Genomic DNA, 23902 nt, shown 5'->3' with positions numbered 1-23902 from the left:
AGCGTTCTAGCCAAGAAGGCGCGAGCACGATAGGCGATTTTCGCCCTTCAGTGGCCGACCGTCTGCGAAAAGAGATTGATCACGAGAACGCCGGCGAGAATCAGTGAAAGGCCTGCAAAGCCCGCAAAATCGATCGATGAGCGAAACCAGAAGAGGTCTATGAGGGCGAGAAGTACGATCCCGGTGCCCGACCAGATCGCATAGACGATGCCAACGGGTAGCGAGCGGAGCGGGAGGGAGAGAAAATAGAAGGCAAGGGCATAAGCGATGATCGTAACGAGCGATGGCGCAAGCCGCGTGAAACCGTCGGTCGTTTTGAGCGCCGTCGTGCCGACAATCTCGCATAGGATGGCAATGAGAAGGTAAATGTAGGTCACGAACGAGGATCGCTTCAGCGCAGGCTTCCGATCCCGCCTTCTGGACCCGCGACCCCGCGGAAGCAAGGCGCAGACGTCAAAGCGCGTTTGACGCTTCGAACGAAGCCATTAGAACGAAACCAACATAATGAATTGCCAGCGCCGCTGGCTGCGACTTCGAAAGCGATCCTCAGCCATGGCCTCGACATCCGAAACCGAACCGCGCGAATCGATGGAATTCGACGTCGTGATCGTCGGCGCCGGACCGGCCGGACTCGCGGCTGCCATCCGGCTGAAGCAACTCGATGAGAACCTCTCGGTCGTGGTGCTCGAAAAGGCAGCCGAGGTCGGCTCGCATATTCTTTCGGGCAATGTTCTCGATCCGTCTGCGCTCGATAAGCTCCTGCCTGAATGGCGCGAGGAAGAAACGCCGATCACCGTCAAGGTTACCGAGGATCGCTTCTACTATTACGGCCCGCAAGGTTCAGTCCGCCTGCCGAACGCTCTTATGCCGAAGCTGATGAACAATCACGGCAATTACGTCGTCTCGCTCGGTCTCGTCTGCCAGTGGATGGCTGAAAAGGCCGAAGCCCTCGGTGTCGAGATTTATCCGGGTTTTGCTGCTGCCGAACTGTTGCGGGACGAGGAGAACCGCGTCATTGGCGTCGCCACAGGCGATATGGGTGTTACCCGCGAGGGAGGGGAGGGCCCACAATACCAGCGCGGCATGGCGCTGATGGGCAAATATGTGTTCCTCGGCGAAGGCGTTCGCGGTTCGCTGGCGAAGCAGGCGATTTCATATTACGGCCTCGACACGGACCGTGAGCCGCAAAAGTTCGGCCTCGGAATCAAGGAGATGTGGGAGATTTCGCCGGAAAAGTCGAAGCCTGGCCGAGTCCAGCACTCCTTCGGCTGGCCGCTTGAGGGCGGCACCGGCGGCGGCTCCTTCGTCTACCATCTCGGTGGAAACCGGGTCTATGTCGGCTTCGTCACCCATCTCAACTACAAGAACCCCTACCTCTCGCCGTTCGAGGAGTTCCAGCGGTTCAAGACCCATCCGAACATCGCCGAACTGCTGGAGGGCGGCACGCGCATCGCCTATGGCGCGCGAGCGATCACCGAGGGCGGATGGCAATCCGTGCCCCGGCTCGATTTTCCGGGAGGGGCGCTGATCGGTTGTTCGGCAGGCTTCGTGAACGTGCCGCGCATCAAGGGTGCGCACAACGCCATGTGGTCGGGCATGCTGGCGGCAGAGAAGGCGGCTGACGCGATCGCGAAGGGACGTGCGAACGACCGGCTCGAAGACTATGATGCGTCATGGCGGTCTTCAGCGATCGGCAAGGATCTCGAGCCCGTGCGCAACGTCAAACCGCTCTGGTCGCAGTATGGGACAGCTCTCGGCATCGTTCTTGGCGGCATCGACATGTGGACGAACTCGCTGTTCGGCTTTTCGCTGTTCGGCACGAAGGCCCACGGCAAACCCGATCACGAATGCCTGGAGCCCGCCGAGAAGCACAAATCGATCACCTATCCTAAACCGGACGGTAAACTGACCTTCGACAAGGCGTCGTCAGTCTATCTCTCGAACACCAATCACGAAGAGGATCAGCCGGTCCATCTTCAGGTGAAGGATCCGGCGCTCCAGCACTCATCGGAACTTCACGTCTATGCCGGCCCGTCCCAGCGCTACTGCCCGGCCGGCGTATACGAATGGAAGACTGAGGGCGGTGAGGAGACTTTCGTCATCAACGGCCAGAACTGCGTTCACTGCAAGACCTGTGACATCAAGGACCCGAACCAGAACATCAATTGGGTCCCGCCTCAGGGGGGTGAGGGGCCTGTGTATCAGGAGATGTGAACTCGCTTTGGACCATGGACGTAAGCAGATCGGGCGACGCAGATGGAGGACCGGTCAAGACCGGAGCGAATTGTGAAAAATCCGTGTTAGCTTGGCTCGCAAACGTCTTTGGGAGGAGACACGCGTGCAGGCCTTGATGATGGACGTGCCGCTGTTGGTTTCGAGCATTCTCGAACATGCAGCAAAGTACCATACCGATACCGAAGTCGTTTCCGCAGGGCCGGGCGGCGCCATCACCCGCAAGACCTACGGCGAGGTGGCGAAGCGGTCGGCGCAGCTTGCTCATGCGCTTGACGAGCTCGGAATGGGCGAGGGCGACCGGATCGCGACGCTTGCCTGGAACTCCAACCGTCATCTGGAGCTCTATTTTGCCGTCGGCGGCTCCGGAAAGATCTGCCATACGATCAATCCGAGGCTCTTCCCCGATCAGGTGGCGTTCATCCTGAACCATGCTGAGGATCGGATGATCTTCGTCGAGCCGATATTCGTACCGCTTCTCGAAAAGCTTGCCGACAAGATCCCGTCGGGAGCGAAGATCGTCGTTCTCGGCGAAACGGGCGAAGTGCCGAACTCAGACGTCCTTTCCGATCTCGTCGCCTACGAGGACCTGATCGCCGGAAAGCCGGAGAGCTATGACTGGCCTCAGCTCGACGAGAACACCGCCTGCAGCCTCTGCTATACGTCTGGCACGACGGGCAATCCGAAGGGCGTTCTCTACTCGCACCGCTCGTCCGTGCTCCACGCCATGGCGATCAGCTGGATCGACAGTATCGGCATCGCAGGCACCGACTGCGCCCTCCTCGTCGTGCCGATGTTCCACGTGAATGCCTGGGGGCTTCCATACGCCTGCCCGATGATGGGCGCGAAGATGGTGATGCCCGGCGCAAACCTCGACGGTGCGAGCCTTCAGAAGCTGTTCGACGAAGAGGGCGTCACGATGTCGGCCGGCGTGCCGACGGTCTGGATGGGCCTGACGGCGCATATGGAAGAGCAGGGCGCGACCTTTAAAACGCTCGATCGGGTCGCCGTGGGCGGCTCGGCGATGCCCGCGCCGCTGATCGAGCGGATGAACAAGCTGGGCGTCTCGGTTCGCCACGCGTGGGGTATGACCGAGACAAGCCCGGTCGGCCTTGCGAGCGCACTGAAGCCGAAGCATCGCGGGCTGTCCGACCAAGAACGCCTCGAGATCAATGCCAAGCAGGGGCGGCCGATGTTCGGCATGGAGTTCCGCGTCGAGAACGCGGATGGCGTGGAAGTCGAACGCGACGGCAAGGAGTATGGCGCGCTCCTTGTGCGCGGGCCGTGGGTCGCGGAGCGCTATTTTGGTCGCGACAGCGACAGCCCTGCCTTCCGTGACGACGGCTGGTTCGAGACCGGCGACGTCGTCACCATGGATGCGGACGGCTACGTGAAGATCGTCGATCGCACCAAGGATGTCATCAAGTCCGGCGGCGAGTGGATATCCTCCATCGAACTTGAAAACGTCGCCACCGGCCATCCGGCCGTGAAGGAGGCTGCCGTCGTCGCGAAGACTGACGAAAAGTGGGGCGAGCGGCCGGTGCTGTTCCTGGTGATCAAGGACGGCGCCGACGCGCCCTCAAGCTCCGACATGCAGACTTTCTACGAGGGCAAAGTCGCAAAATGGTGCATCCCCGAGGACGTGCGCATCGTGAACGACCTGCCCCACACCGCAACGGGCAAGCTGCGCAAGACCGATATTCGAGATATGCTTTGAAGAAGCGCTCGCGACCAAGACAACTCGGAGGAAACTGAAGCCGCATGACCGCCAATATCTACGAGACCGATCTTCCGAAGACCGGCGCTAATTACGTTCAGCTGTCACCGATTGCCTTCATCGAGCGCGCGGCATCAGTCTATCCGAACTACACCGCGGTCGTGCACGGCAAGATTCGCCGGACATGGGGCGAAACGTTCAACCGCGTGAAGAAGATGGCGAACGCGCTGAAGAAGCGTGGGATCGGTCCCGGCAAGACGGTTTCGGTGATCCTCGCCAACACGCCGGAAATGTTCGAACTCCACTTCGCAGTTCCGATGACCGGCGGTGTGCTCAACACGATCAACACGCGGCTCGACGCGGCGACCGTTGGCTTCATCCTCAACCACGCCGAGGCCGACATCTTCATGGTCGACCCAGAATTTGCCGACGTCGCCAAGGGCGCGGTCGAGAAGGCGGGCCGCGAACTGCTTGTGGTGGACGTTCCGGACGAGATGTACGAGGGCGACAACGGCCCGATCGGCGCGATGACCTACGACGACCTCCTCGCCGAGGGAGATGCGGACGCCGAATACTGGAAGCCCGACGACGAGTGGTCGGCGATCAGCCTCAACTATACGTCCGGCACCACCGGCGATCCGAAGGGCGTCGTCTACCACCATCGCGGCGCCTATCTCAACGCGCTTTCCAATGCCCATGACTGGGGGATCAAGCCGCATCCGGTCTACCTTTGGACGCTGCCGATGTTCCACTGCAATGGCTGGTGCTATTGCTGGACGCTGGCTGCGCTCGCCGGCACCGCCGTTTGCCTTCGGGCCGTTCGCGAGAAGCCAATCCTCGATCTCATCCGGCAGGAGAAGGTAACGCATTTCTGCGGCGCGCCGATCGTTCTCAACACGCTGGCGAGCGCACCGGACGAACTGAAGAAGGATTTACCGTCGCCGATCTACGCCATGACCGCTGCCGCGCCGCCGCCGGCCGCCGTCATCAAGCGGGTGGAGGCGATGGGGATTTCCGTCACCCACGCCTACGGCCTGACGGAGACCTACGGGCCCGCTGTCGTCTGCGCCTGGAAGTCCGAATGGGACAGTCTGCCGGACGACGAGCGCGCCGCCATGAAGGCGCGGCAGGGCGTTCGCTATACCGTGCTCGACGACATCATGGTCGCCGATCCCGACACGATGAAGCCGGTGCCGAAGGACGGCGAGACGATCGGCGAGATCTTCTTTTCCGGTAACAACGTGATGAAGGGCTATCTAAAGAACCCGGAGGCCAACAAGAAATCCCTGCGTAACGGCTGGTTCGCTTCGGGCGACTTGGCCGTCATGCACGAGGACAACTACATCGAGATCAAGGATCGCTCGAAGGACATCATCATTTCGGGCGGCGAGAATATCTCCTCGATCGAGATCGAGGGCGTTCTCTACAAGCACGACAAGATTGCAGAAGCCGCCGTCGTCGCACGGCCGGACGAGAAGTGGGGCGAGACGCCTTGTGCCTTCGTCGTCTTACGGCAAGGCGAAACGATGACTGAAGAGGAGGTCATCGAGTACTGCAAGGAAAACATGGCCCGCTTCAAGGCACCGAAAACTGTGATCTTCGACGAGCTCCCGAAGACCTCCACCGGCAAGATCCAGAAATTCGTGCTGCGGAAAAAGGCCGAGGCGCTCTGATAGCGGATGCCGCGATGGTGTACGAATTCGTCTGGAAGGGAATCGTCGGCGGTATCCTGACCGCGCTGATCGTCATCGCCTCGAAGAAGGGGGATGTATTGCCGGGTATCCTGCCGCTCGCGCCGACCTTCGCCATCATCGCGCTCATTGCAGTCGGAGCGAAAGGCGATCCAGCCGGCTTCCGCACCACGGCGCTCGCCGGAATGAAGACGATTCCCGCCTATTTCGTCTTCCTCGCCGTCGCCTACGGACTCGCCCTCAAGGTCGACTACAAGCTCGCGATCCTCGGCGGCGTGGCCGCCTGGTTCTTGACCGTTGGAGCCGTCTTCTGGATCATGCGGAACACGTAAGACCTCGGCGGGCGGAACCGGTATTGGCTAATCCTATTCGCCAGGCGCACTCGACATCTTGCGCGCCTCGTGCTGGTCGGCCGCGACCGGCGCTCCGTGAATGTCCTGAAGCTCGCGCAGGATCTTGAGCCGGTCCCGTTCGAGCTCCCGGAACAGCACGGCGACCATCGCGTAGATGATGAAGGTGAAGGGCAGAGCAGCAAGGATCGCAGCTGCCTGCAGCCCCTCGAGGCCGCCGCTCGCGATCAGCGTCAGCGTGATGGCGGCGAGCAGGATGCCCCAGGTCAGGCGCTTGAACAGCGGCGTGTCCGCCTCGCCGTTGTGCGTCATCTGCGCAAGGATGTAGGAGGCTGAATCCGCTGATGTGATTAGGAAGATCAAGATCAGCAGGATGCTGAGCAGCGAAAAGATCTGCGTCAGCGGCAGCAGCTTGAAAAGCTCGAACAGGGCCGAGGTGATGTTGTCGTCGACTGCGTCCGCAAGCCCTGCGTTCTGAGCAAGTTCGAGGTGCAGCGCCGCGCCTCCAAAGACACCGATCCACAGGATGGCGAGAAGCGGCGGCATGATGAGGACGCCGAGTACATATTCGCGGATCGTCCGGCCGTAGGAGATGCGGGCGACGAAGGTGCCGACGAATGGCGACCAGGCGATCACCCAGGCCCAGTAAAAAATTGTCCAGTCGTTCGCCCAGGTCGATCCGTCGAAGGGCGTCGCCTTCAGGCTCATGACGAAGAAGTTCTGGAGATAGTCGCCGAAGCCGGAGACGATGGTCTCCGCGATCACGCGGGTGGGGCCGACGAGGAAGACGAAGAGCATCAACAGGCCGGCGAGTGCGAGATTGATGTTCGAGAGGATCTTGATGCCCTTGTCGAGGCCTGACGAGACCGAGAGCAGATAGCAGGCGGCGAGAACGGCGAGGATCGAGAACTCGACGAAGGTGTTCTTGGGAATGCCGTAGAGGATTTCGAGGCCACCGTTCATCTGCAGGACGCCGAGGCCAACCGAGGTCGCAACACCCATCACGGTAGCGACTACCGCGAAGACGTCGACCGCGTTGCCGACGCGTTTGGCACCGGGCAGCTTCGAAACCGGCTCCTTGAGGACGGTCGAGACGAGGCCGGGCTCGTTTCGGCGGAACTGGTGATAGCCGATGATCAGGCCAACGATGGCGAAGGTCGACCACTGGTGAACGCCCCAGTCGAAGAAGCTGTACTGAATGGCGAGGGCGGCCGCATCGCTGGAGCGCGCCTCGGCGAGACCATAGGGTGGAGTCACGAAGTGCTTCATCGGTTCGGCCATGCCGTAGAAGACGAGGCCGACGCCGAAACCCGCCGCGAGCAGCATCGCGACCCAGGAAAAGAAAGAGAACTCCGGCTGGCTGTCTGGCGGCCCGAGTTTGATGGAGCCGTATTTCGACAGCGCGAGATAGAACAGGATCAGAACGAAGCCGAAGACCGAGATCAGGTAGAACCAACCGAAACTCTGCACCGTCCAGTCGAGTGCGCTCTGGGCATTCGATTTGAAGAGATCAGGGAAGCTGGCACCGACTAGGACAAGAGCCACGATTATGATGGTCGAGGCGAGAAAAACCGGTTGGCGGAGAGTCTGAAGCATCGAGAAATCCTCTTCTGCTTCAGTACATTAGGTCGCGTTCGTCGGATGCCCAACAAGTAGTCGCGTCGTTGATATCTAACTTTTTGATTAATAAGGAATTCCTGTCCTCCGAACGATGCTGAACCGTGTCAGGACCGGCAGATGATCGGATGCCGTCGGCTTCAGTGTCCTCGTCGACAAAATGTCTATCTCTCGAGAGGCCAGCACATTGTCGATGGCGAGTCCGATCGATCGTTTCCAGGAGGCAGGAAGATCGCTCGGGGCGAAGGTCGGACCGATCCCCTCGATCGGAATTGTCTCACTTGCCTCCGCGAAGCTGGCGATCGCCGCGCTCCACGGTGTTGCATTGAAATCCCCGCCGATCAGGAGGGGCCTTGGGAGCCCACGCAATGCGCCGGAGAGAGCATCGATCTGAGGCCATTGTTGGAAGGGCCAGGGCCAATGAAGATGTTGCGAGACGAGGGTCAGCTTCCCGTCCTTACCGAGCGCGACGCGAGCTGAGGCGAAGCCGAGATTGGCTTTGCATTCCTCTGAGCCGGCCTCGATCGGCCAGCGCGACAGGATTACGGGACCGCCTACGGGAACGGAAGCGCCGCATGCGAAACGATGAGGATAAATGTCAGTGACTGCCTGCAGCGCTTTTATCCAGCGCGGCGGAGCTTCCTGAAGCGTGACGAAATCGGCTTCCAACTCTCGAATGAGCGCGACAGCAGGCGCAGTGTCGGCATCGAACAGCAGGTTCATCTGAAGGTGCGAGTAGAGCCTGTCGCCATTCCCAGCCGTTTGCGTCCGGCTTGTGTCTGCAACCGTGAAAGGCGTCGTCGAAAGGAGTGCGAGTACGGCGGAGCCTCCCACAACAAGACCCGCAAATTTCGTCCACGATCCCGAAACGGCCATAGACACGACGGCGAGAAACACCGCCACGAAGGCGAGATGCTCGCGAAAATGCGCGAAGGAGTCGAGCGGCCGGATCGCCGTGCCGAAGAAACCGCCGGCGATCGCCGCGGCCGCGCAGAGCCCCGCGACGGCCGGCAGGGCGCGCGAGAGACGGTTCAGACCGAACGAGATACGCCGGCCGCCATGCGTTTCCATGTTCGATCGACCTACTGGAATGCCGTCTCAGTAAAGGACCGCAGCTTACGGGAGTGAATGCGTTCCGGCGGCAATTCACTCATCAGCTGCAGCGCGCGCATACCGATCTTCAGATGCTGGGAAACCTGACGGCGGTAGAAATCCGTTGCCATTCCGGGCAGTTTCAGTTCGCCGTGCAGCGGCTTGTCGGAGACGCAAAGCAATGTCCCGTATGGCACGCGGAACCGAAATCCGTTCGCGGCGATCGTCGCGGACTCCATGTCGAGCGCGATGGCACGCGACTGAGAAAGCCGCTCGATCGGCTCGCGGTGGTCCCGCAGTTCCCAGTTCCGATTGTCGATGGTCGCGACGGTGCCCGTTCGCATGACCCGCTTCAGTTCGTAGCCGGAAAGCCCCGTCGTCTCTCCGACCGCTTCCTCGAGAGCAACCTGCACCTCGGCAAGCGCGGGGATTGGTACCCAGACCGGCAGGTCGGCGTCGAGTACGTGATCTTCACGAACATAGGCATGCGCGAGCACGTAGTCGCCGAGTTCCTGACTCATCCTCAGGCCGGCGCAGTGGCCGAGCATCAGCCAGGCATGGGGTCTCAGTACGGCGACATGGTCTGTAATCGTCTTGGCGTTGGAGGGGCCGACGCCGATATTGATCATCGTGACGCCACTGCCATCCTCACGGATCAGGTGATAGGCCGGCATCTGCGGCAAGCGTGCCGGCGCCTCGCCACTTGTTGGTTCGATCTGACCCGCATGGGTCACGACGTTGCCTGGTTCGACGAAGGACTGATAGCCTCGACCGCCCTCGGCCATTGTCTGTCGCGCGATGATACAGAATTCGTCGATATAGAACTGGTAGTTGGTGAAGAGCACGAAGTTCTGGAAATGCTCCGGGTTCGTCGCCGTGTAGTGCTGAAGGCGATGCAACGAATAATCGATGCGCTGACCGGTAAAGGGCGCGAGTGGACGGCCTTCGCCAAAGGGTGGTGAATAGTTGCCGTTGACGATGCGGTCGTCGGTAGCGGCAAGATCCGGAACGTCGAAGATGTCGCGCAAGGGTCCACCGAGCCGCGCGACCTTTTCCGCTTCCACGTAAGAACCGTCTGGTACGGCGAAATGCAACGGAATGGGGGTGCGCGAGTCGCCGATCACGACCGGGACGCCGTGGTTCTGTATCAGGAGTCCGATCTGCTCGATGAGGTAGTTTCGGAAAAGGTCCGGCCGAGTGATCGTCGTCGTGTAGTGGCCCGGATAGCTGACATGGCCGAACGAGAGCCGCGAATCGATCTTCGCATAGCTCGTCGTGGTGATCGAGACCTGCGGATAGAATGCCCGAACCCTCTCCGAAGCCATGCCGCTGGCGATGATCGCCTCGAAGCGATCGGACAAGAAATTGATCGCCCGCTCATAGAGGCGACAAAGCTCGTCGACAGCAGCTCCTGCATCCTCGAAGCTCTGTCCGGGGGCCGGTACCGGTGTCTGCGCTGAATCGAGATCGTTAAAGTGGTTCGGTCTCTGTTGCATGCGCCCAAGCTAGTGGACGGGTCTCCGGAGAGGAAGAGGTGTCGCGCTTCGCCCAAAGGGAAGGCGACGCTTCCCATGCGTCGTTAGCGGAATGATTGTCGTCGAAGGATATAGACCTGCTTTTCGTAAGGCTCGCTCAATGGCGAAGCTTTGGCGCGAAAAGTGACGAAGGCGACGCCTGGTAACGCTCGATCGACCGCTCGACCGGTTCGCGCAGGACGCCGCTTTGGCGTTTCTTAAAACGCGAAAAGCGCGGCAAGGCACCATGCCGCCTCGCCGCTTCGCTTCAGCTGATGTGTTCGGGACCTTCAGCCGGCCGTATTATGCCGGTTCCAGGTTGACCGCTTTCGGGCCCTTCCCGCGCTTGTCCGGCTCCGTTTCGAAGGATACTTTCTGATTCTCTTCGAGCCCGGCGAGGCCCGACGCCTGAACTGCTGAGATGTGGACGAAGATGTCAGCACCACCGTTGTCAGGCTTGATGAAGCCAAAGCCCTTTTCGGTGTTGAAGAATTTGACCGTACCGGTCTGCGCCATTGTAGGAACCCTTGATCCTTAGCATTCATTGTCGCCCGTAGGCAGCGGCAGGCAAGTCTTGTACTTAAGGAAGGAACCAACTCACCGCGGCTTTCGCCGCTCGGAAGAAGCGCTTCCGATGCGCAGATCGTCCATACCTAGCGTTCGCGAAATTGCCCGAACAAAGCGAGGATGCATGCCTAACGAGCTATTGGCAAGTAAAACTTTTCTTATGCCCACCGCTCTCTATATTGCGCCCGGCCTGTCTCCCTTCCAGCAATCATTGCATTTTCGTCGATGAAGTCGCTCTTTGCCGGCTTTTCGTCATTTCCGGGGGCTCCATTCAACCCAACGGCTGATCTTATTGAGGCCCTCAAGCAGCACGGGGGTGCTGCTACGGAAGTTTACCCGCTGCTTCTTCCGGTCGACTGGGAGAACAGTTGGACAGTACTGCATGAAGCGATTGAACGAACACGGCCTGTAAACGTCGTTCTCTTCGGTCTTCATATGAGAACCGAGCGTTTGAGATTGGAGCTCGTCGCACGAAACCGGCGTGAGCTCGGGCAAAAGGACGCATTCGGTGGTTTTCCCGCAGGGCCCAGTATTCTGGAAGGCCCATCATCCTATCCCTGCCGGCTACCATGGGTGGAAGTAGCCGGTATCCTGCGACGAGAGGGCATCGAATTCGAATGGTCTAACGACGCGGGCGCCTACCTCTGTAACGACACGCTGTATAAGCTTGCCCACAACGCCGGCGCTCTCGGAATAGCAGCATACGGCTTCGTCCATGTGCCGATGAGCGACGAACGCGTTGCAGACTTTCTGGCGAGCGGCGAGGCGTCGCCTCAGGTCTTCAATTCGATATCGGCCGAGAAACTCCGAAGCTTCGCCGTCGGACTCGCCTCGCTGTTGGGCTCTGTCTCTAGCAAAGCTTCCTGAGGCCTTCCGTCGGAAAGCTTTTCGCTTCTTGTGAATAATATCTTGAGCGGAACGGTTCAGTCTATGTCATGTTTAAGCTGGAAGATGTCCCGGAGAACTTCAATGCCCTTCAAAATGTCCATCCTCACCGCATCGACCCTTTCGGCCGTACTTGGCATGGCCGCTGCAATTCCTCAGGTGTCGGCGCAATCGTTGAACAATGCGCCGATGACGAGCGGCGGGACCGTGGTGGAGTACGGCGCGGGCTATCCTACCGGTCAGCGCGGTCAGTATTCCGGGCTGCCGGGCGTCGATCTCAACGACGGTATCGGTGAACCGCGCCGACGTGGTCCCGGGGGGCTGGAAAACAATGTCGGCGCGATCGGCATGGCGCTACCCTCCACTTCGAGCTCGAACCCGCAGCCATTGCAAGACGACAGGGCCACGAGAGGCGGCGGACTGCCGATTTCGCGGTAAGCAACAGGTTCGACGTTGATTGATTTTGACGAGGAGGCGCTCGGCGAGGCTTACAATAAGGGCCTCGCTGCAGAAAAGCGTGGTGATCGCGATGCAGCAGCAGACGCCTATTCGCGATGCCTCACGATCGATCCATCAGATCATGTCGGTGCCGAGATACGCCTCGCAGGTTTGGGTTTTCGCGACGCGCCTCCGAATGCGGGGAAAGCTTACGTTGCGACCCTCTTCGATCAACATGCGGAAGACTTCGAAGACATTCTCGTCCGGCAATTGCGCTACCGGGTCCCGGAACTTGTCGCGTACGTATTACGGGATTCCGGTCGGCACTTCGAAACCGTACTCGATCTGGGCTGCGGTACGGGCCTTGCCATCGAAGCGCTGTCGGGCCGTGGCGGGACGACCACCGGCGTCGATCTCTCCGAAGAGATGATCAGGATCTGCGGTGAGAAAGGGATCTACGATAGGCTCTACGTCGCCGAAGCCATCGATTTTCTCAAAAGCGAGCATGCTGAAGCCGCTTACGACTTGATAATGGCAACCGACATTTTGCCCTATATCGGGGATTTGAATCCTCTGTTCAGCGCCGCTTCGAGACGACTCGAACCCGGTGGAAGCTTTGCTTTCTCAACAGAGACGATGACCGAGACAGAACTCGCCGGTAGGCCCTTCGCGGTCGGCACGGCACAGCGTTTCCATCACGGCGAAGCCTATTTGCGCGAACTCTTGCCCAGACACGGTTTTTCGCTCGAATATTTCGAGGCAATTACCGTCCGCCTTCAAGACGCCGCGCCGGCCCCTGGCCACCTCGTTGTTGCACGAAACATGACCCGTCATGCGAGCGACGCACCCGACCGATAACATCCGACGACACAAACAGAGTAAGATATCGATGAAACCGTCTATTCTTACGACCATTATCGCCGCACTGTTGCTGGTCGGCGCCTGCACCACCGCTGACGATGGAATGGCTGCACGCGAAATGGCGTCTCAGGAGACACCTTCAGAAGGCATTGTCCCTGGCCAAGTGCCTCGATAAGCGGTCTTTGCCGCGCTATCGATGAAAGCGCGGCGCGAAACAGTTATCGGCAAGTCTTGAACGCTAGAGTCTGATCTTCTCGGATTACTGGTTTCAGAGAATTTGCGCGATGAAGAAAACTATGAGCTTCCTGCTCGCCAGCCTTTTCGCACTGGCCGCTTTTTCCAGCGCCGAGGCGCAGGCCATCGTGGGATGGTCCGCAGGGCCGGCTCAAGATGCGACAATGGCGGTCGGGCAACGTTTTGAGTGCGATGACGCAGATTGCGATGGCGGCTTAACCTGTCTTTATGCCGCCGCTCCTCCACGACCGGCTGGAGCGCGTTGGCTAAAGACAAACGACGTGACCAATAGCAAGGTCTGGCCGTGGCGTTCTGTAGAAACGTGGCTTGGGACCAAGCTGAACGAGGTTGCCGACAATACGATCGAAGACCCGTCTCTGCCGGTGAGCGAATGGGCGACGCGCGATACACCGATAATATTCGATATCGATGGAGAAGGGTTCGCACGTCGAGTTTATACGCCACACTCCAAGCGAGGCAGCCTCACCGTTCCTATCTGGTTCTGGACATCGGAAGGTCGGCTTTTCACGATGTTCTGTGCGATCGAAAGTCGTCGTATCTCCGAGGTTCGAGCGCCCATTCATCGCCTTCTTGGCGCGCTCCACCCGGGGGAGCCGGTCCGCGACGACATACCGACCCATTTCTGATCGGAAATCGCGATCGTTCCGCCAGTCGGCGAGCAGAGTAGGGTGTATCGGAACCAAATTATGGCGAAGGCCGTCTCCATTCTATACGTTTTAGTTTGAGATGGAGGCCTCTATGAGAACTCTCGGATTGATGGCCATTTCGGTCGCTTTTGTCGTTCCTACGTTCTCGATCAATGAGGCCGAGGCGCAACGTGCCGTCGACCGTGACGGCTATGACATCGTCGGAGTGAAACTGTCGGAGCGAGAGCGACGCGATAGTCGGCCGGTTCGCCTTCCCGATGGTCGAGTGGTCCTTCGGCCGGTCAGTCAGGGCATTCCGTTCCTCTTCGGTTTCGGCGATGCCCGCGGCACACCGTCCGGCATACCGACAGTCAACGGTGTTACGCCTTCCGCGCAGGCTTCGACTCCCTCCGGCGGCCGCGTACCCGGCCAGACCCCTCGCTAGCCGACCCCGCATGTAGCGGGTGCACTGTTCCTGCGCCGTATCCGCTCCAGCCGTCTCTCGCGGAACCAGATGACCAAGCCGGCGCCAGCAACAATCGCGGCGCCGACTAACGTCCAGGCTCCGGGCCACTCGTCGAATACGAGGATGCTTGCGATCGTGAGGTAGACGATGAAAACATACGTGAACGGTGTCAGGGCCGAGGCATCGGCATAGTTGTGCGCCCGCGTCAGCATCTCGTGCCCGAACCATCCAAACCCGCCGATCGCGACGAGAAGAACGGTCGCAAGCCAGGTCTGCGGCATTTCCCAGAATAAGAAAGCGAATGGCGCGAGGCAGACCGTGCCGACCACACCACTATAGAACTGCATGGTTTCGTGATGAACGCTGCCGGCGAGCTTGCGTGTCAGGAGCGTATAGAGCGCGACGCAAAAGGCTCCGGCTAGCGAAAGGAAGACCGCCCAGTGAAACTCGGCGTCGAACGGACGGATCGCAATCAACACGCCTAAGAATCCAACGATGATCGCAGCCCAGCGCCAAGGTCCCACCCGCTCGCCCAAGATCGGCCCCGACAGAGCGCAAATGATGATGGGTGACGAGAACATGATCGTGGCGGTCAGTGTCAGCGGCAGATAGCGCACCGCTACGAAATTCGCGCAGGTCGATCCAGCGAGGAAACCAGCTCGGATAAGCACCAGTCCTGTCCGCTCGGATCGGAACCGATCCATCCCGATACCATCCTTCGCGATCAATGCGGTCGAGATAACGAAGTGGGTGAAATAGCGCATGAAAGCGATCTGGAGAGCAGGAAGACCAACAAGGCCGAGCCACTTCGCGCTGGTGTCGATGCCGGAAAAGCCAAGATAGGCGAGAAGCATCATTCCAATGGCAAGCGCTGCCCGATCCTCATTGGCGTTGCTGACCAATCCGACCATGGTGGTCCTCCGATATGATCGTATCTTTCCCCGGCTCCGATGATCAAAGCGGCTGCCTGGGAACGGCTTTCGACTCCGCCTTGCCGTCCTCCAACCCGGAAAGCCAGATGCAATCGATCACATCATCGTAAGGCTCTGTCCGTCCTTTCGATGGTCCCAACCCAATGCGTGCCGGAAGTCTTCTGAAGAAATAGAAAGCCTTATACGAAAGGCAGCGAAATAGAGAGATTCCATCCGCAGCAAAAAAATCTGTATACTGCACAGAGATGCCCAGAGAGTATTTTCTCACGCAAGCGTTATGTCGTCTTTGGCAACCAATTCCAGCGAAATGCAATTGTTCAGCTGAGTTTCCTCCGAAGCGCGGAGGCGGCACAAGTTCCGGCTAGAGCCGGATACAAAAGATTGAGGGACGACAATGTTGAAAACCCTTCGCATCGCAACGTTCATGGCCGGCGTTTCGGCGTTTGCTATTCCTGCGTTCGCCCAAACCGAGGAGCCGGTAATTCCTGGTTCCGAGTCGAGCGTAGAAGCTCAGGAGGAAGCGGAGCGTGATGCAGTCTCTGCTTCGGAGGGCGCTGCAACGGACGCGCCGGCCATCGAGTCGGATGCTGAAGCCGAGCTTCCCGCGACTGAGCCCGCTGAGGACGCAGCCGATGAAGAAGAGCGCGAGATGACGGCAGAGGATCCGGCTGGTTCCGATGCGACGACGGTCGGCGAGACTGATGCGGTCGACGATGATGGTGAGAACTCGCTCGTGCCGGGCGTCGAGTAATCGTGTCCGAGACAAGCGTTTTGACATAGGGTGACCGAATTCATTGTCGTCCCACTGCGTGACCGCTAAATATCATATCGCTTCTCCAAGAATGGCCCTCGCAAGTCGCGGGGGCTATTTTTTTGCTCGGCCTTAAGCTCTGTTACTTATCGAGGTGAGCGAGGCGGTGGAGTCAGAAATTCACTGCAAGGTCATCGCATGAACGGCGCTCTGTTCATTTAAGACGGAACGATTATTACAAAAGGGCAATGATTGATTTCGAATAACGGGACATTGTTCGTGATTTGTAGACGGGCTGTCCTTGGGAGTTGGCGCAACGAATTTCTTTCTGGTGCGTCTTTCCCGTGAACGGTCCCTGAGAAGGACCATCGCTTTGAAATCGACGAGACATCAAGATTACGGCGCACAGAAGTGCGTCTGGAAAGGTTTCACAATGTTGAAGACACTTCGTATCGCCACGATTCTCACAGGCGTTTCGGCATTTGCAATTCCCGCCCTCGCGCAGACGGCAGACGAGCCGATCGTCCCGGGTAGCCAGGCGTCGGTTGAAGAAAGTCAGGAAGCAGCCCGCGAAAACGTGGTGCAGCAGAGCGATATCGACCTCGCCCAGCCAACGAACCCCGCCGCGAATCCAGCCGGCGAGACAATTGTGCCGGGCAGCGAGGCACAGCTGGATCAGAACCAGGCCCTCGAACGTCAGAACGTTGCCGCTGAAAGCGACATCGATCTGAGCAGATCGGCAAATCCGGCCGCTGACGTAACTTCGGAAACCATCGTCCCGGGTAGCGAGGCCCAGATGGATCAGAACGAAGCGGAAGTCCGTCAGTCGATCGCCGCAGGCAACAAGGGCATTATTTCGGGTGAGGGCGACAACGCGCTCGTGCCCGGCTCCGGCGGTACGCTGGCACCCGAAGCTGAGACGTCTGTCCAGTAACGACCTGACGGTGATACGTGCTAATCAGCGTATCGAAAGGCCCCGGCATAGTGCCGGGGCCTTTTTTGTGTCGACCACGCTCGGTCATCGACGTCACTTGGACCACCGACCTATTGCCGTCGACCTCAACTGTTCCACCCTGCCTTCGCGGAGCGGTCTCGTCAGATATCTAGTCCGGCGGGGCGTCCGCTTGTTTTGGAGGAAATGAAGTATGACAGCCCTGAAGATTGCCGCACCTCTAGCCACCATAGTCCTTATGGCGACGCCGGCCTTTGCGCTTGACGTTGCGAAGGAAACCGAAGTGAACGCCACGCCCGACAAGGTCTGGTCGACCGTCGGCGATTTCTGCGCCATCGCCGATTGGCACCCCGCGGTCGCCTCATGCGAAGAAAGCGATGCCGACGGTGCGACGCAACGCACACTGTCCCTGGAAGGCGGCGGTTCGATCCTTGAGGAACTGATCGCGCGCGATGACGAGGCGATGTCATACACCTACCGGATCCTCGAGAGCCCTCTGCCGGTCGCGAACTATGAGTCTACGATTTCCGTCTTGGGAGAGGGCGAGATGTCGACCCTGTCCTGGTCCGGAACCTTCGATGCAGCCGAAGGGGCGACCGACGAGGACGCGACCGGCGCGATCGGCGGCATTTACGACGCCGGTCTCGCTTCGATCGCGGAGAAAGCCGCCGCGATGTGACTGCGTTCTGAATCTCGGAAGAACGACAAGGCCTGCATTGTGACGAATGCGGGCCTTCGTCGTCTCAGGCGAAGCGCTTGCCCACGAACTGGTTCACGGTAAAATCTTCCAAGGCCGTGCCGAAGCCGCGATCGAGCCGATGTGGATCGCTTCGTGCGATGGAGCCCCCATCCGTCGCCACGAAATCAAGTCTCCGATGTTCGCGATCGATAATGGCTGCGGTCAGGAGCCCGCCATAGACCGCTCCTGTATCGATCGAAATCCGATTTTCCGTGATTGTCGGACGCTTGCCCTTCTGAGGCGTATGGCCGTGCACGACGACATGACTCAACCGACCCTCGTGACGCATGAACGGGCTACGGATCCATGCGCAATCTTCGCGTGACTGGCGATCGAGCGGCCGCAACGGATCGACACCGGCGTGAACGAAGGCGAAATCGCCGATGAGTGCGATACTCTCGGCAGCCTCAAGCATGGCGCAGTGACCGGGTGCAGCCTCGATGACGAGGCGACGCGCGCTCGCCAGCGTTTCAGCCAATGAAGCGCCGTAACTCTCGAGCGTCTCCTTGCCGCCCTGTGTCAGCCACATGTCGATTTCATAAGGATCCAACTCGTCGCGGAGGAACCGCAGGAACCACATATCGTGATTGCCGATGAAGGTCAGCGATCCCTTGCGCCGGTCCATCAGCGCGATGACCCGATTGACCACGCCGCGGCTGTCGGGGCCTCGGTCGACCATGTCGCCGAGTATGTAGAAGGCTGCATCCTCCAACTCTTCGATCTCGTCCAGGCTTGAGACGAGACGGTCAAAATGGCCCGACATTCCGTGGATGTCTGAGATGGCGATAATCCGCTTGGGAAGACCCACGTCGTCAAGGGCGCACGAGCCGGTCCGGATCGTCGGGAAAACATCGTTGGATATCATCGGTGAGTGACGCACAATTGCTCAAACAGGTTCCGACAACCTTCAGCAACGGAGTTTAAACGCCTCACGCCATATCCGACACGCGCACGCTGGGTGGCAGACGTCCTTTTTCTAACCGCCGCTTCGACTTCTCTTAGGGCGGGTGTCAGAACGTCCAGGTCCGAGCCTTCGAGATCAGGAAATCCCGGAAGACCCGCAGCTTCGCCGAATTCCTCAGTTCCTCGGGATAGCAGAGATATGTGTCGAAGGTCGGCATCTCGATTTCCGGCAGGATCTGCACGAGCTTGGTACGCTGGTCGATCATGTAGTCCGGCAGGAGACCAAGCCCGATCCCACTCTCGATTGCCGAGCGGATGGCGATGAGGTTGTTGATCTGGAGGATCGGCGAACGCGGATGGCCGTTATCGATGCCGACCGTCTCCAGCGTATTGAGGTTCCGGAGATAGGGCGGCGCCGGTTCGCCGAAGGTGATGATGCGGTGATGATCCAGATCGTCGATCGTCTCGGGCGTGCCGAAGCGCGTGATGTAGCCCGGCGCGGCGTAGACGTGGAGATGCACCGTGAACAGTCGTCGCTGGATAAGGTCCGGCTGCTGCGGCTGGCGGAGGCGGATCGCGGCATCGGCACGCCGCATCGTCAGGTCGATCTCTTCATTGTCAAACATCAGCTGAAGCTCGATGTCCGGATAGAGTTCGAGAAATTCTTTGGAACGTTCCGTCAGCCAGCCAGAGCCGAGGCCAACGGTGGTCGTCACACGCAGCTTTCCGCTCGGCCTCTCTTTCGTTTCGGTCAGCTGCATGCGCACGGCTTCGAGCCGCTGCAGCACGTCGTTTGCCGTCTGGAACAGCATCTCGCCCTGTTCAGAGAGGATCAGCCCCCTGGCGTGCCTGTGAAAAAGCGGCACCCCGACTTCACTCTCGAGCGCGGCAACCTGTCTGCTGATCGCCGATTGGCTCAAGCCAAGGTTTTCAGAGGCGCGCGTAAAGGATCCGGCCTCGGCTGCCGCGTGAAATATGCGCAGCTTATCCCAGTCGAGGGCCATGAATACGGTCCGTTCTATCGCCAAGCGTCATTATTGCTGCACTGCAACATAGTGCAGGTCCGCAAACATTTCACGAATTTTATTCGGCCGCTGCTCGCTGTTCTTCGATCGCTCGTGTCTGCAGCCACTTTTCTGCGTCCAGGGCCGCCATGCAGCCCATGCCAGCGGCTGTAACAGCTTGCCTCCAGACATCATCGGCGACGTCGCCCGCCGCGTATACTCCCTCGATGGATGTGCGCACCGTGCCCGGCTCGACCCAGAGATAGCCGGACGCCTTCTGCTTCAACTTGCCCTCGAAGAGTTCGACCGCCGGCGCATGACCGATGGCGATGAAAACGCCGTCTGCCGCAAGCTCTTCGGTCTCGTCGGTCCGCGTATCCCTGATACGCACACCGGTCACCGACGGCATCGGCTTGTCCTGACCGAGGATTTCGTCGATCTCACCGTTCCAGCGCAGCTTGACGTTCTCGCGCGCGAAGAGCCGCTCCTGAAGGATCCGCTCGGCACGCAACTCGTCGCGGCGATGGACTAGGGTCACGGTTTTCGCGATGTTCGACAGGTACAGTGCCTCCTCGACGGCCGTGTTGCCGCCGCCGACCACGACGACGTCCTTGCCGCGGTAGAAGAAGCCGTCGCAGGTTGCGCAGGCCGATACACCATACCCCTGGAACTTTGCCTCGCTTTCGAGGCCGAGCCATTTGGCCTGGGCGCCCGTCGCAATGATCAGCGCGTCACAGGTATAGACAGTTCCAGAGTCAGCGGTCAGCCGGAATGGACGACTATCAAGGTCGGCTTCGACGATGAGATCGTTGACGATCTCCGAACCGACATTCACCGCCTGCGCTTTCATCTGCTCCATCATCCACGGGCCCTGCACGGGGTCGGCATAGCCGGGATAATTCTCGACATCCGACGTGATGGTCAGCTGGCCGCCTTCCTGCAAGCCGGAAATGATCACCGGTTTCAGCATCGCTCGCGCGGCGTAGATAGCCGCCGTGTAGCCGGCCGGGCCTGATCCCAGGATGAGAACTTCCGTATGCCGTTCGGTCATGACACGCTCTTTCGATCACTGTCGTCTGCCGCCGGGAGATGGTCGACGGCCGCTCGCTGTTCAATAAGTGAGCCGTTCGGACCTCGCAACACACACCGTCTCACACTCGCAGAGATGTAGCGTTGCGGGACGATCCTCGGCGCTGTAAATGTCTGAGCGCACCGCACAATCGGGGTCACGGGGCGGACCACGATATCTAGGGACATCTCACATTTTCAGAACGATTGCGCACGTTACGTCGAATTTCGGCCTCGCGCTTGCCGGCGCTATGCTGATTCCCGCCCTTGTCGACATTTCCGATCATAATCAGGACTGGAAAGTCTTCGTCGGCTCAGGCGCCCTCATCGGGGTCCTTTGTGCTCTCGTTTCGGCGGCAACGCGTGGCGACCGACCGCGCTTCACCCAGCGCCTGGGCTTTCTCATCGTGACGTCGGTCTGGATCGTGGGCGCGATCATCGGCGCTGTGCCGCTTTATGTCTCGTCCGTCAGCGTGACTTACGCCGGAGCCTTCTTCGAGTCGATGTCGGGCCTGACGACGACGGGTTCCACGGTCCTGTCCGGCCTCGATGCGATGCCGCGGGGAGTGCTGATGTGGCGTTCGCTGCTGCAGTGGCTCGGCGGCATAGGCATCATTGGCATGGCATTGCTTGTGCTGCCGGCGCTGCGAACAGGCGGCATGGCGCTTTTTCACATGGAAAGTTCCGATAAGTCGGACAAGGTGTTACCCCGAGTCGGTCAGCTCTCCGGTGGACTGGTCGCGGCGTATGTTGTCCTGACGCTCCTGTGCTCGATCGCCTATACCGGTCTCGGCATGAGCTTCTTCGATGCAATCAACCACGCCATGACCACCCTCTCGACGGGCGGTTATTCCACGCACGACGCCTCTATGGGGTATTTCGAGGACGACCGAATTCTGATCGTCGCTACGATCTTCATGGTGCTGGGGGCGCTCCCTTTCGTTCTTTATATTCGAGCCTTCCTGCCGCGCCGGTTCCAGCTATGGAGCGATCCGCAGATCGGCGTCTTCTTCGCGATCTGCGTGACACTGACCTTGGCGATCGCCATCACGCGCCGCGTCTATAATGCCAGTTCGATCGAGGAGGCGTTCGTCTCCTCGGCCTTCAACCTCGTCTCGATCATCACGACGACCGGCTACGCCTCGGACGACTATACGCTCTGGTCGAACGCCGCGCTTGGCATCTTCATCTTCGCAACCTTCCTAGGTGGTTGCGCAGGCTCGACGTCTGGCGGCATTAAGGCGAACCGTCTCTACATCCTTTACAAGCTTGTGGGCGCGAACTTTCGGCGTTTGGTGCGGCCGCATGCTGTGATCCAGTTCAAGTACGGACAGAATCCGATCCCACCGGAGGGCGTGCAGACCGTCACCATTTTCTTCTTCCTATTCTTCGGTACGCTGCTTCTGGGAACAGTGGCGCTGAGCCTGTTCGGCCTCGACTTCGAGACCGCATTTTCCGGAACACTCACGGCGCTCGCCAATGTCGGGCCCGGCTTCGGTCAGACAATCGGCCCCGCCGGCAACTTCTCATCCCTCCCGGATGGAGCTCTCTGGATTCTCTCCGCGACGATGCTTCTCGGCCGGCTCGAACTCGTCACCGTGCTGATCCTTTTCTATCCCCCGACTTGGACCGACTGAAACAGTCTATGGATAACGAGGGATGCAGCCCGGCAACATGCAGTGCCTCGCAAGATCGTGCGCCGTTGCCGGTGTCCGCTGCAGTCTGTATCCGAAGGGCTCCGATCCTGTCCCGGCCCAATGACGAATATTGGCGGGTGGTTCTTGGGGGAGCCGGCCATTTTCAGGACGATCGCCAATGTGACGTCGAGTTTCGGGCTGGCTCTTGCGGGCGCTATGCTCATACCCGCGCTCGTCGACATCGCGGACGGCAATCAGGACTGGAAGGTCTTCGTCGGTTCGAGCGCTTTGATCGGCATGATCTGCGCGCTCATTTTCGTCGCGACCCGTGGCGACCGGCCACGCTTTACCCAGCGCCTTGGCTTTCTCATCGTGACATCAGTCTGGATATTTGGTGCAGTCGTCGGCACCGTACCGCTTTACGTCGCCTCGTTCGAGCTGACGCTGGCGGGGGCGTTCTTTGAGTCGATGTCGGGAATTACGGCGACCGGATCGACCGTAATATCCGGTCTGGACGCGCTGCCGCGCGGCATCCTGATGTGGCGTTCGCTGCTTCAGTGGATTGGTGGCATCGGCATCATCGGCATGGCACTGCTGATCCTACCGGCGCTCAGGACGGGCGGCATGGCCCTCTTCCATATGGAAAGCTCGGACAAGTCGGACAAAGTCCTACCCCGGATCAACCAGCTCTCCGGCGGTCTTGTTGCCGCCTATGTGGTTCTGACCGTCCTCTGCACTGTGGTCTATACCGGCCTTGGCATGACTTTCTTCGATGCCGTCAACCACGCCATGACGACGCTTGCGACGGCCGGCTTTTCTACACACGACGCCTCGATGGGTTTTTTCGAGGACAATCGGATTCTCGCCGCCTCCACCATTTTCATGATCCTCGGCGCGATGCCGTTCATCATCTACATCCGGGCCTTCCTGCCGCGCCGGTTCCAGCTCTGGCGCGATCCGCAGATCAAGGTGTTCCTGTCACTCTGCCTTGTTCTCAGTCTGACGATCGCGATCTCGCGGCGAATGATCAACGGCACGCCATTCGAGGAGGCGCTTGTTTCCTCTGCCTTCAACCTGGTCTCGATCGTTACGACGACGGGCTATGCCTCGGAGGACTATACGCTCTGGTCGAACGCGGCGATCGGCGTGTTCTTCCTCGCCACTTTCCTCGGCGGTTGTGCGGGTTCGACAACGGGCGGCATCAAGGCGAACCGTCTTTACATCCTCTACCAAGTCGTCGAGGCGAATTTTCGCCGGCTTGTGCGGCCTCATGCGGTCATACGCATGCGCTATGGAAACAACGAGATCGCACCGGACGGCATACAGACGGTAACCATCTACTTTTTCCTGTTCTTCGGCACGCTATTGCTCGGCACCGTAATCCTCTCGATGTACGGGCTCGATCTGATCACCGCATTTTCCGGCACACTGACTGCGCTTGCCAATGTCGGTCCGGGTTTCGGCCAGATCATCGGCCCGGCCGGTAACTTCTCTTCCCTGCCGGATGGTGCGCTCTGGGTTCTCTCTGCGACGATGCTTTTGGGGCGCCTGGAACTCGTAACCGTTCTGATCCTGCTTTTCCCTGCCACCTGGAAGGATTGAGGC

The 23902-nt window shown here is 59.6% G+C and carries 23 protein-coding genes; 14 read left to right on the top strand and 9 right to left on the bottom strand.

Going from position 1 to position 23902, the window contains the following annotated elements; all coding sequences use genetic code 11:
- Nucleotides 1-47: 47 nt before the first annotated feature.
- A complete protein-coding gene (locus tag FP2506_RS07785) occupies nt 48-377 on the bottom strand; it encodes a DMT family transporter (protein WP_040489553.1) in 330 nt (109 codons plus the stop codon).
- Nucleotides 378-552: 175 nt separating this feature from the next.
- On the opposite strand from FP2506_RS07785, the gene FP2506_RS07780 reads away from it, so the two are divergent.
- The 4 genes from FP2506_RS07780 to FP2506_RS07765 all read left to right on the top strand — a co-directional run bounded on the left by FP2506_RS07780 (nt 553) and on the right by FP2506_RS07765 (nt 5972).
- Nucleotides 553-2214, top strand: coding sequence for an electron transfer flavoprotein-ubiquinone oxidoreductase (locus tag FP2506_RS07780; protein WP_007066888.1), 1662 nt, complete (start codon nt 553-555; stop codon nt 2212-2214).
- A 124-nt stretch (nt 2215-2338) separates the two neighbouring features.
- A complete protein-coding gene (locus FP2506_RS07775; protein WP_148227505.1) occupies nt 2339-3949 on the top strand; it encodes a long-chain fatty acid--CoA ligase in 1611 nt (536 codons plus the stop codon).
- A gap of 44 nt (nt 3950-3993) precedes the next feature.
- Complete coding sequence (locus tag FP2506_RS07770) at nt 3994-5622, top strand: acyl-CoA synthetase (protein WP_007066886.1); 1629 nt, start codon at nt 3994-3996, stop codon at nt 5620-5622.
- Between the two features lie 14 nt (nt 5623-5636).
- Nucleotides 5637-5972, top strand: a complete 336-nt coding sequence (locus tag FP2506_RS07765; RefSeq protein ID WP_007066885.1) for a GlpM family protein — start codon at nt 5637-5639, stop codon at nt 5970-5972.
- A 33-nt stretch (nt 5973-6005) separates the two neighbouring features.
- Here the strand turns inward: FP2506_RS07765 and FP2506_RS07760 are convergent, their stop codons facing one another.
- The 4 genes from FP2506_RS07760 to FP2506_RS07745 form a co-directional block, all read right to left on the bottom strand.
- Nucleotides 6006-7586 carry a BCCT family transporter gene (locus tag FP2506_RS07760; RefSeq protein WP_007066884.1) on the bottom strand — a complete coding sequence of 527 codons (1581 nt, stop codon included), beginning with the start codon at nt 7584-7586 and terminating at the stop codon, nt 6006-6008.
- An 87-nt stretch (nt 7587-7673) separates the two neighbouring features.
- Nucleotides 7674-8678 (bottom strand): endonuclease/exonuclease/phosphatase family protein, encoded by a 1005-nt coding sequence (locus FP2506_RS07755; protein ID WP_007066883.1) that lies wholly within the window; start codon nt 8676-8678, stop codon nt 7674-7676.
- A gap of 11 nt (nt 8679-8689) precedes the next feature.
- Complete coding sequence (locus FP2506_RS07750) at nt 8690-10195, bottom strand: AMP nucleosidase (RefSeq protein WP_007066882.1); 1506 nt, start codon at nt 10193-10195, stop codon at nt 8690-8692.
- 321 nt (nt 10196-10516) lie between these two features.
- Nucleotides 10517-10729 carry a cold-shock protein gene (locus tag FP2506_RS07745; protein ID WP_007066881.1) on the bottom strand — a complete coding sequence of 71 codons (213 nt, stop codon included), beginning with the start codon at nt 10727-10729 and terminating at the stop codon, nt 10517-10519.
- 276 nt (nt 10730-11005) lie between these two features.
- Between FP2506_RS07745 and FP2506_RS18330 the strand changes: the two genes are divergently transcribed.
- The 5 genes from FP2506_RS18330 to FP2506_RS07715 all read left to right on the top strand — a co-directional run bounded on the left by FP2506_RS18330 (nt 11006) and on the right by FP2506_RS07715 (nt 14290).
- Nucleotides 11006-11647: a pyroglutamyl-peptidase I gene (locus FP2506_RS18330; RefSeq protein ID WP_007066880.1), complete on the top strand. Its 642-nt coding sequence runs from the start codon at nt 11006-11008 to the stop codon at nt 11645-11647.
- A gap of 102 nt (nt 11648-11749) precedes the next feature.
- Nucleotides 11750-12103 carry a hypothetical protein gene (locus FP2506_RS07730; protein WP_040489024.1) on the top strand — a complete coding sequence of 118 codons (354 nt, stop codon included), beginning with the start codon at nt 11750-11752 and terminating at the stop codon, nt 12101-12103.
- Between the two features lie 15 nt (nt 12104-12118).
- Nucleotides 12119-12961, top strand: coding sequence for a class I SAM-dependent methyltransferase (locus FP2506_RS07725; protein ID WP_007066878.1), 843 nt, complete (start codon nt 12119-12121; stop codon nt 12959-12961).
- Nucleotides 12962-13248: 287 nt separating this feature from the next.
- The gene (locus FP2506_RS07720; protein ID WP_007066877.1) at nt 13249-13845 is read left to right on the top strand and encodes a hypothetical protein; all 597 of its coding nucleotides are present in this window, start codon (nt 13249-13251) and stop codon (nt 13843-13845) included.
- A 112-nt stretch (nt 13846-13957) separates the two neighbouring features.
- A complete protein-coding gene (locus FP2506_RS07715) occupies nt 13958-14290 on the top strand; it encodes a hypothetical protein (RefSeq protein WP_148227504.1) in 333 nt (110 codons plus the stop codon).
- Here FP2506_RS07715 and FP2506_RS07710 read toward each other — a convergent pair.
- Nucleotides 14287-15222 (bottom strand): DMT family transporter, encoded by a 936-nt coding sequence (locus tag FP2506_RS07710; protein ID WP_007066875.1) that lies wholly within the window; start codon nt 15220-15222, stop codon nt 14287-14289. The two genes, FP2506_RS07715 and FP2506_RS07710, sit on opposite strands and share 4 nt — an antisense overlap.
- A 415-nt stretch (nt 15223-15637) precedes the next feature.
- Between FP2506_RS07710 and FP2506_RS07705 the strand changes: the two genes are divergently transcribed.
- From FP2506_RS07705 to FP2506_RS07695, 3 genes are all read left to right on the top strand, one after another.
- Complete coding sequence (locus tag FP2506_RS07705) at nt 15638-15994, top strand: hypothetical protein (RefSeq protein ID WP_007066874.1); 357 nt, start codon at nt 15638-15640, stop codon at nt 15992-15994.
- A 433-nt stretch (nt 15995-16427) separates the two neighbouring features.
- Nucleotides 16428-16928: a hypothetical protein gene (locus tag FP2506_RS07700; RefSeq protein WP_040489019.1), complete on the top strand. Its 501-nt coding sequence runs from the start codon at nt 16428-16430 to the stop codon at nt 16926-16928.
- A 211-nt stretch (nt 16929-17139) separates the two neighbouring features.
- Nucleotides 17140-17625, top strand: a complete 486-nt coding sequence (locus FP2506_RS07695; RefSeq protein WP_040489017.1) for an SRPBCC family protein — start codon at nt 17140-17142, stop codon at nt 17623-17625.
- 64 nt (nt 17626-17689) lie between these two features.
- On the opposite strand, the gene FP2506_RS07690 is transcribed toward FP2506_RS07695, so the two are convergent.
- The 3 genes from FP2506_RS07690 to trxB all read right to left on the bottom strand — a co-directional run bounded on the left by FP2506_RS07690 (nt 17690) and on the right by trxB (nt 20643).
- Nucleotides 17690-18550, bottom strand: a complete 861-nt coding sequence (locus FP2506_RS07690) for a metallophosphoesterase (RefSeq protein WP_007066871.1) — start codon at nt 18548-18550, stop codon at nt 17690-17692.
- A 145-nt stretch (nt 18551-18695) separates the two neighbouring features.
- The gene (locus FP2506_RS07685) at nt 18696-19592 is read right to left on the bottom strand and encodes a LysR family transcriptional regulator (protein WP_007066870.1); all 897 of its coding nucleotides are present in this window, start codon (nt 19590-19592) and stop codon (nt 18696-18698) included.
- Nucleotides 19593-19671: 79 nt separating this feature from the next.
- Nucleotides 19672-20643: a thioredoxin-disulfide reductase gene (trxB, locus tag FP2506_RS07680; protein ID WP_007066869.1), complete on the bottom strand. Its 972-nt coding sequence runs from the start codon at nt 20641-20643 to the stop codon at nt 19672-19674.
- 268 nt (nt 20644-20911) lie between these two features.
- Here trxB and FP2506_RS07675 point away from each other — a divergent pair, with 268 nt between their 5' ends.
- Together FP2506_RS07675 and FP2506_RS07670 are read left to right on the top strand one after the other, a co-directional pair.
- Nucleotides 20912-22297: a TrkH family potassium uptake protein gene (locus FP2506_RS07675; RefSeq protein WP_007066868.1), complete on the top strand. Its 1386-nt coding sequence runs from the start codon at nt 20912-20914 to the stop codon at nt 22295-22297.
- Between the two features lie 216 nt (nt 22298-22513).
- On the top strand, nt 22514-23899 hold the full coding sequence (locus tag FP2506_RS07670; protein ID WP_040489545.1) for a TrkH family potassium uptake protein: 1386 nt from the start codon (nt 22514-22516) through the stop codon (nt 23897-23899).
- Nucleotides 23900-23902: the final 3 nt, after the last annotated feature.

It is taken from the genome of Fulvimarina pelagi HTCC2506, assembly GCF_000153705.1.
In the GTDB taxonomy this organism is placed as follows: Bacteria; Pseudomonadota; Alphaproteobacteria; order Rhizobiales; family Rhizobiaceae; genus Fulvimarina; species Fulvimarina pelagi.
Note: the sequence above shows the minus strand (reverse complement) of the source record. Positions and strands in the feature narration are given on the sequence as shown.

What these genes read in the sequence shown, in the direction of transcription:
- FP2506_RS07685 (WP_007066870.1), bottom strand. Translation starts at nt 19,592, where the DNA reads ATGGCCCTCGACTGGGATAAGCTGCGCATATTTCACGCGGCAGCCGAG.
- FP2506_RS07700 (WP_040489019.1), top strand. Translation starts at nt 16,428, where the DNA reads ATGTTGAAGACACTTCGTATCGCCACGATTCTCACAGGCGTTTCGGCA.
- FP2506_RS07675 (WP_007066868.1), top strand. Translation starts at nt 20,912, where the DNA reads ATGCTGATTCCCGCCCTTGTCGACATTTCCGATCATAATCAGGACTGG.
- FP2506_RS07710 (WP_007066875.1), bottom strand. Translation starts at nt 15,222, where the DNA reads ATGGTCGGATTGGTCAGCAACGCCAATGAGGATCGGGCAGCGCTTGCC.
- FP2506_RS07770 (WP_007066886.1), top strand. Translation starts at nt 3,994, where the DNA reads ATGACCGCCAATATCTACGAGACCGATCTTCCGAAGACCGGCGCTAAT.
- FP2506_RS07695 (WP_040489017.1), top strand. Translation starts at nt 17,140, where the DNA reads ATGACAGCCCTGAAGATTGCCGCACCTCTAGCCACCATAGTCCTTATG.
- FP2506_RS07780 (WP_007066888.1), top strand. Translation starts at nt 553, where the DNA reads ATGGCCTCGACATCCGAAACCGAACCGCGCGAATCGATGGAATTCGAC.
- FP2506_RS07765 (WP_007066885.1), top strand. Translation starts at nt 5,637, where the DNA reads ATGGTGTACGAATTCGTCTGGAAGGGAATCGTCGGCGGTATCCTGACC.
- FP2506_RS07670 (WP_040489545.1), top strand. Translation starts at nt 22,514, where the DNA reads ATGCTCATACCCGCGCTCGTCGACATCGCGGACGGCAATCAGGACTGG.
- FP2506_RS07705 (WP_007066874.1), top strand. Translation starts at nt 15,638, where the DNA reads ATGTTGAAAACCCTTCGCATCGCAACGTTCATGGCCGGCGTTTCGGCG.
- FP2506_RS07760 (WP_007066884.1), bottom strand. Translation starts at nt 7,586, where the DNA reads ATGCTTCAGACTCTCCGCCAACCGGTTTTTCTCGCCTCGACCATCATA.
- FP2506_RS07720 (WP_007066877.1), top strand. Translation starts at nt 13,249, where the DNA reads ATGAAGAAAACTATGAGCTTCCTGCTCGCCAGCCTTTTCGCACTGGCC.
- FP2506_RS18330 (WP_007066880.1), top strand. Translation starts at nt 11,006, where the DNA reads ATGAAGTCGCTCTTTGCCGGCTTTTCGTCATTTCCGGGGGCTCCATTC.
- FP2506_RS07755 (WP_007066883.1), bottom strand. Translation starts at nt 8,678, where the DNA reads ATGGAAACGCATGGCGGCCGGCGTATCTCGTTCGGTCTGAACCGTCTC.
- FP2506_RS07690 (WP_007066871.1), bottom strand. Translation starts at nt 18,550, where the DNA reads ATGATATCCAACGATGTTTTCCCGACGATCCGGACCGGCTCGTGCGCC.
- FP2506_RS07715 (WP_148227504.1), top strand. Translation starts at nt 13,958, where the DNA reads ATGAGAACTCTCGGATTGATGGCCATTTCGGTCGCTTTTGTCGTTCCT.
- FP2506_RS07730 (WP_040489024.1), top strand. Translation starts at nt 11,750, where the DNA reads ATGCCCTTCAAAATGTCCATCCTCACCGCATCGACCCTTTCGGCCGTA.
- FP2506_RS07745 (WP_007066881.1), bottom strand. Translation starts at nt 10,729, where the DNA reads ATGGCGCAGACCGGTACGGTCAAATTCTTCAACACCGAAAAGGGCTTT.
- FP2506_RS07750 (WP_007066882.1), bottom strand. Translation starts at nt 10,195, where the DNA reads ATGCAACAGAGACCGAACCACTTTAACGATCTCGATTCAGCGCAGACA.
- trxB (WP_007066869.1), bottom strand. Translation starts at nt 20,643, where the DNA reads ATGACCGAACGGCATACGGAAGTTCTCATCCTGGGATCAGGCCCGGCC.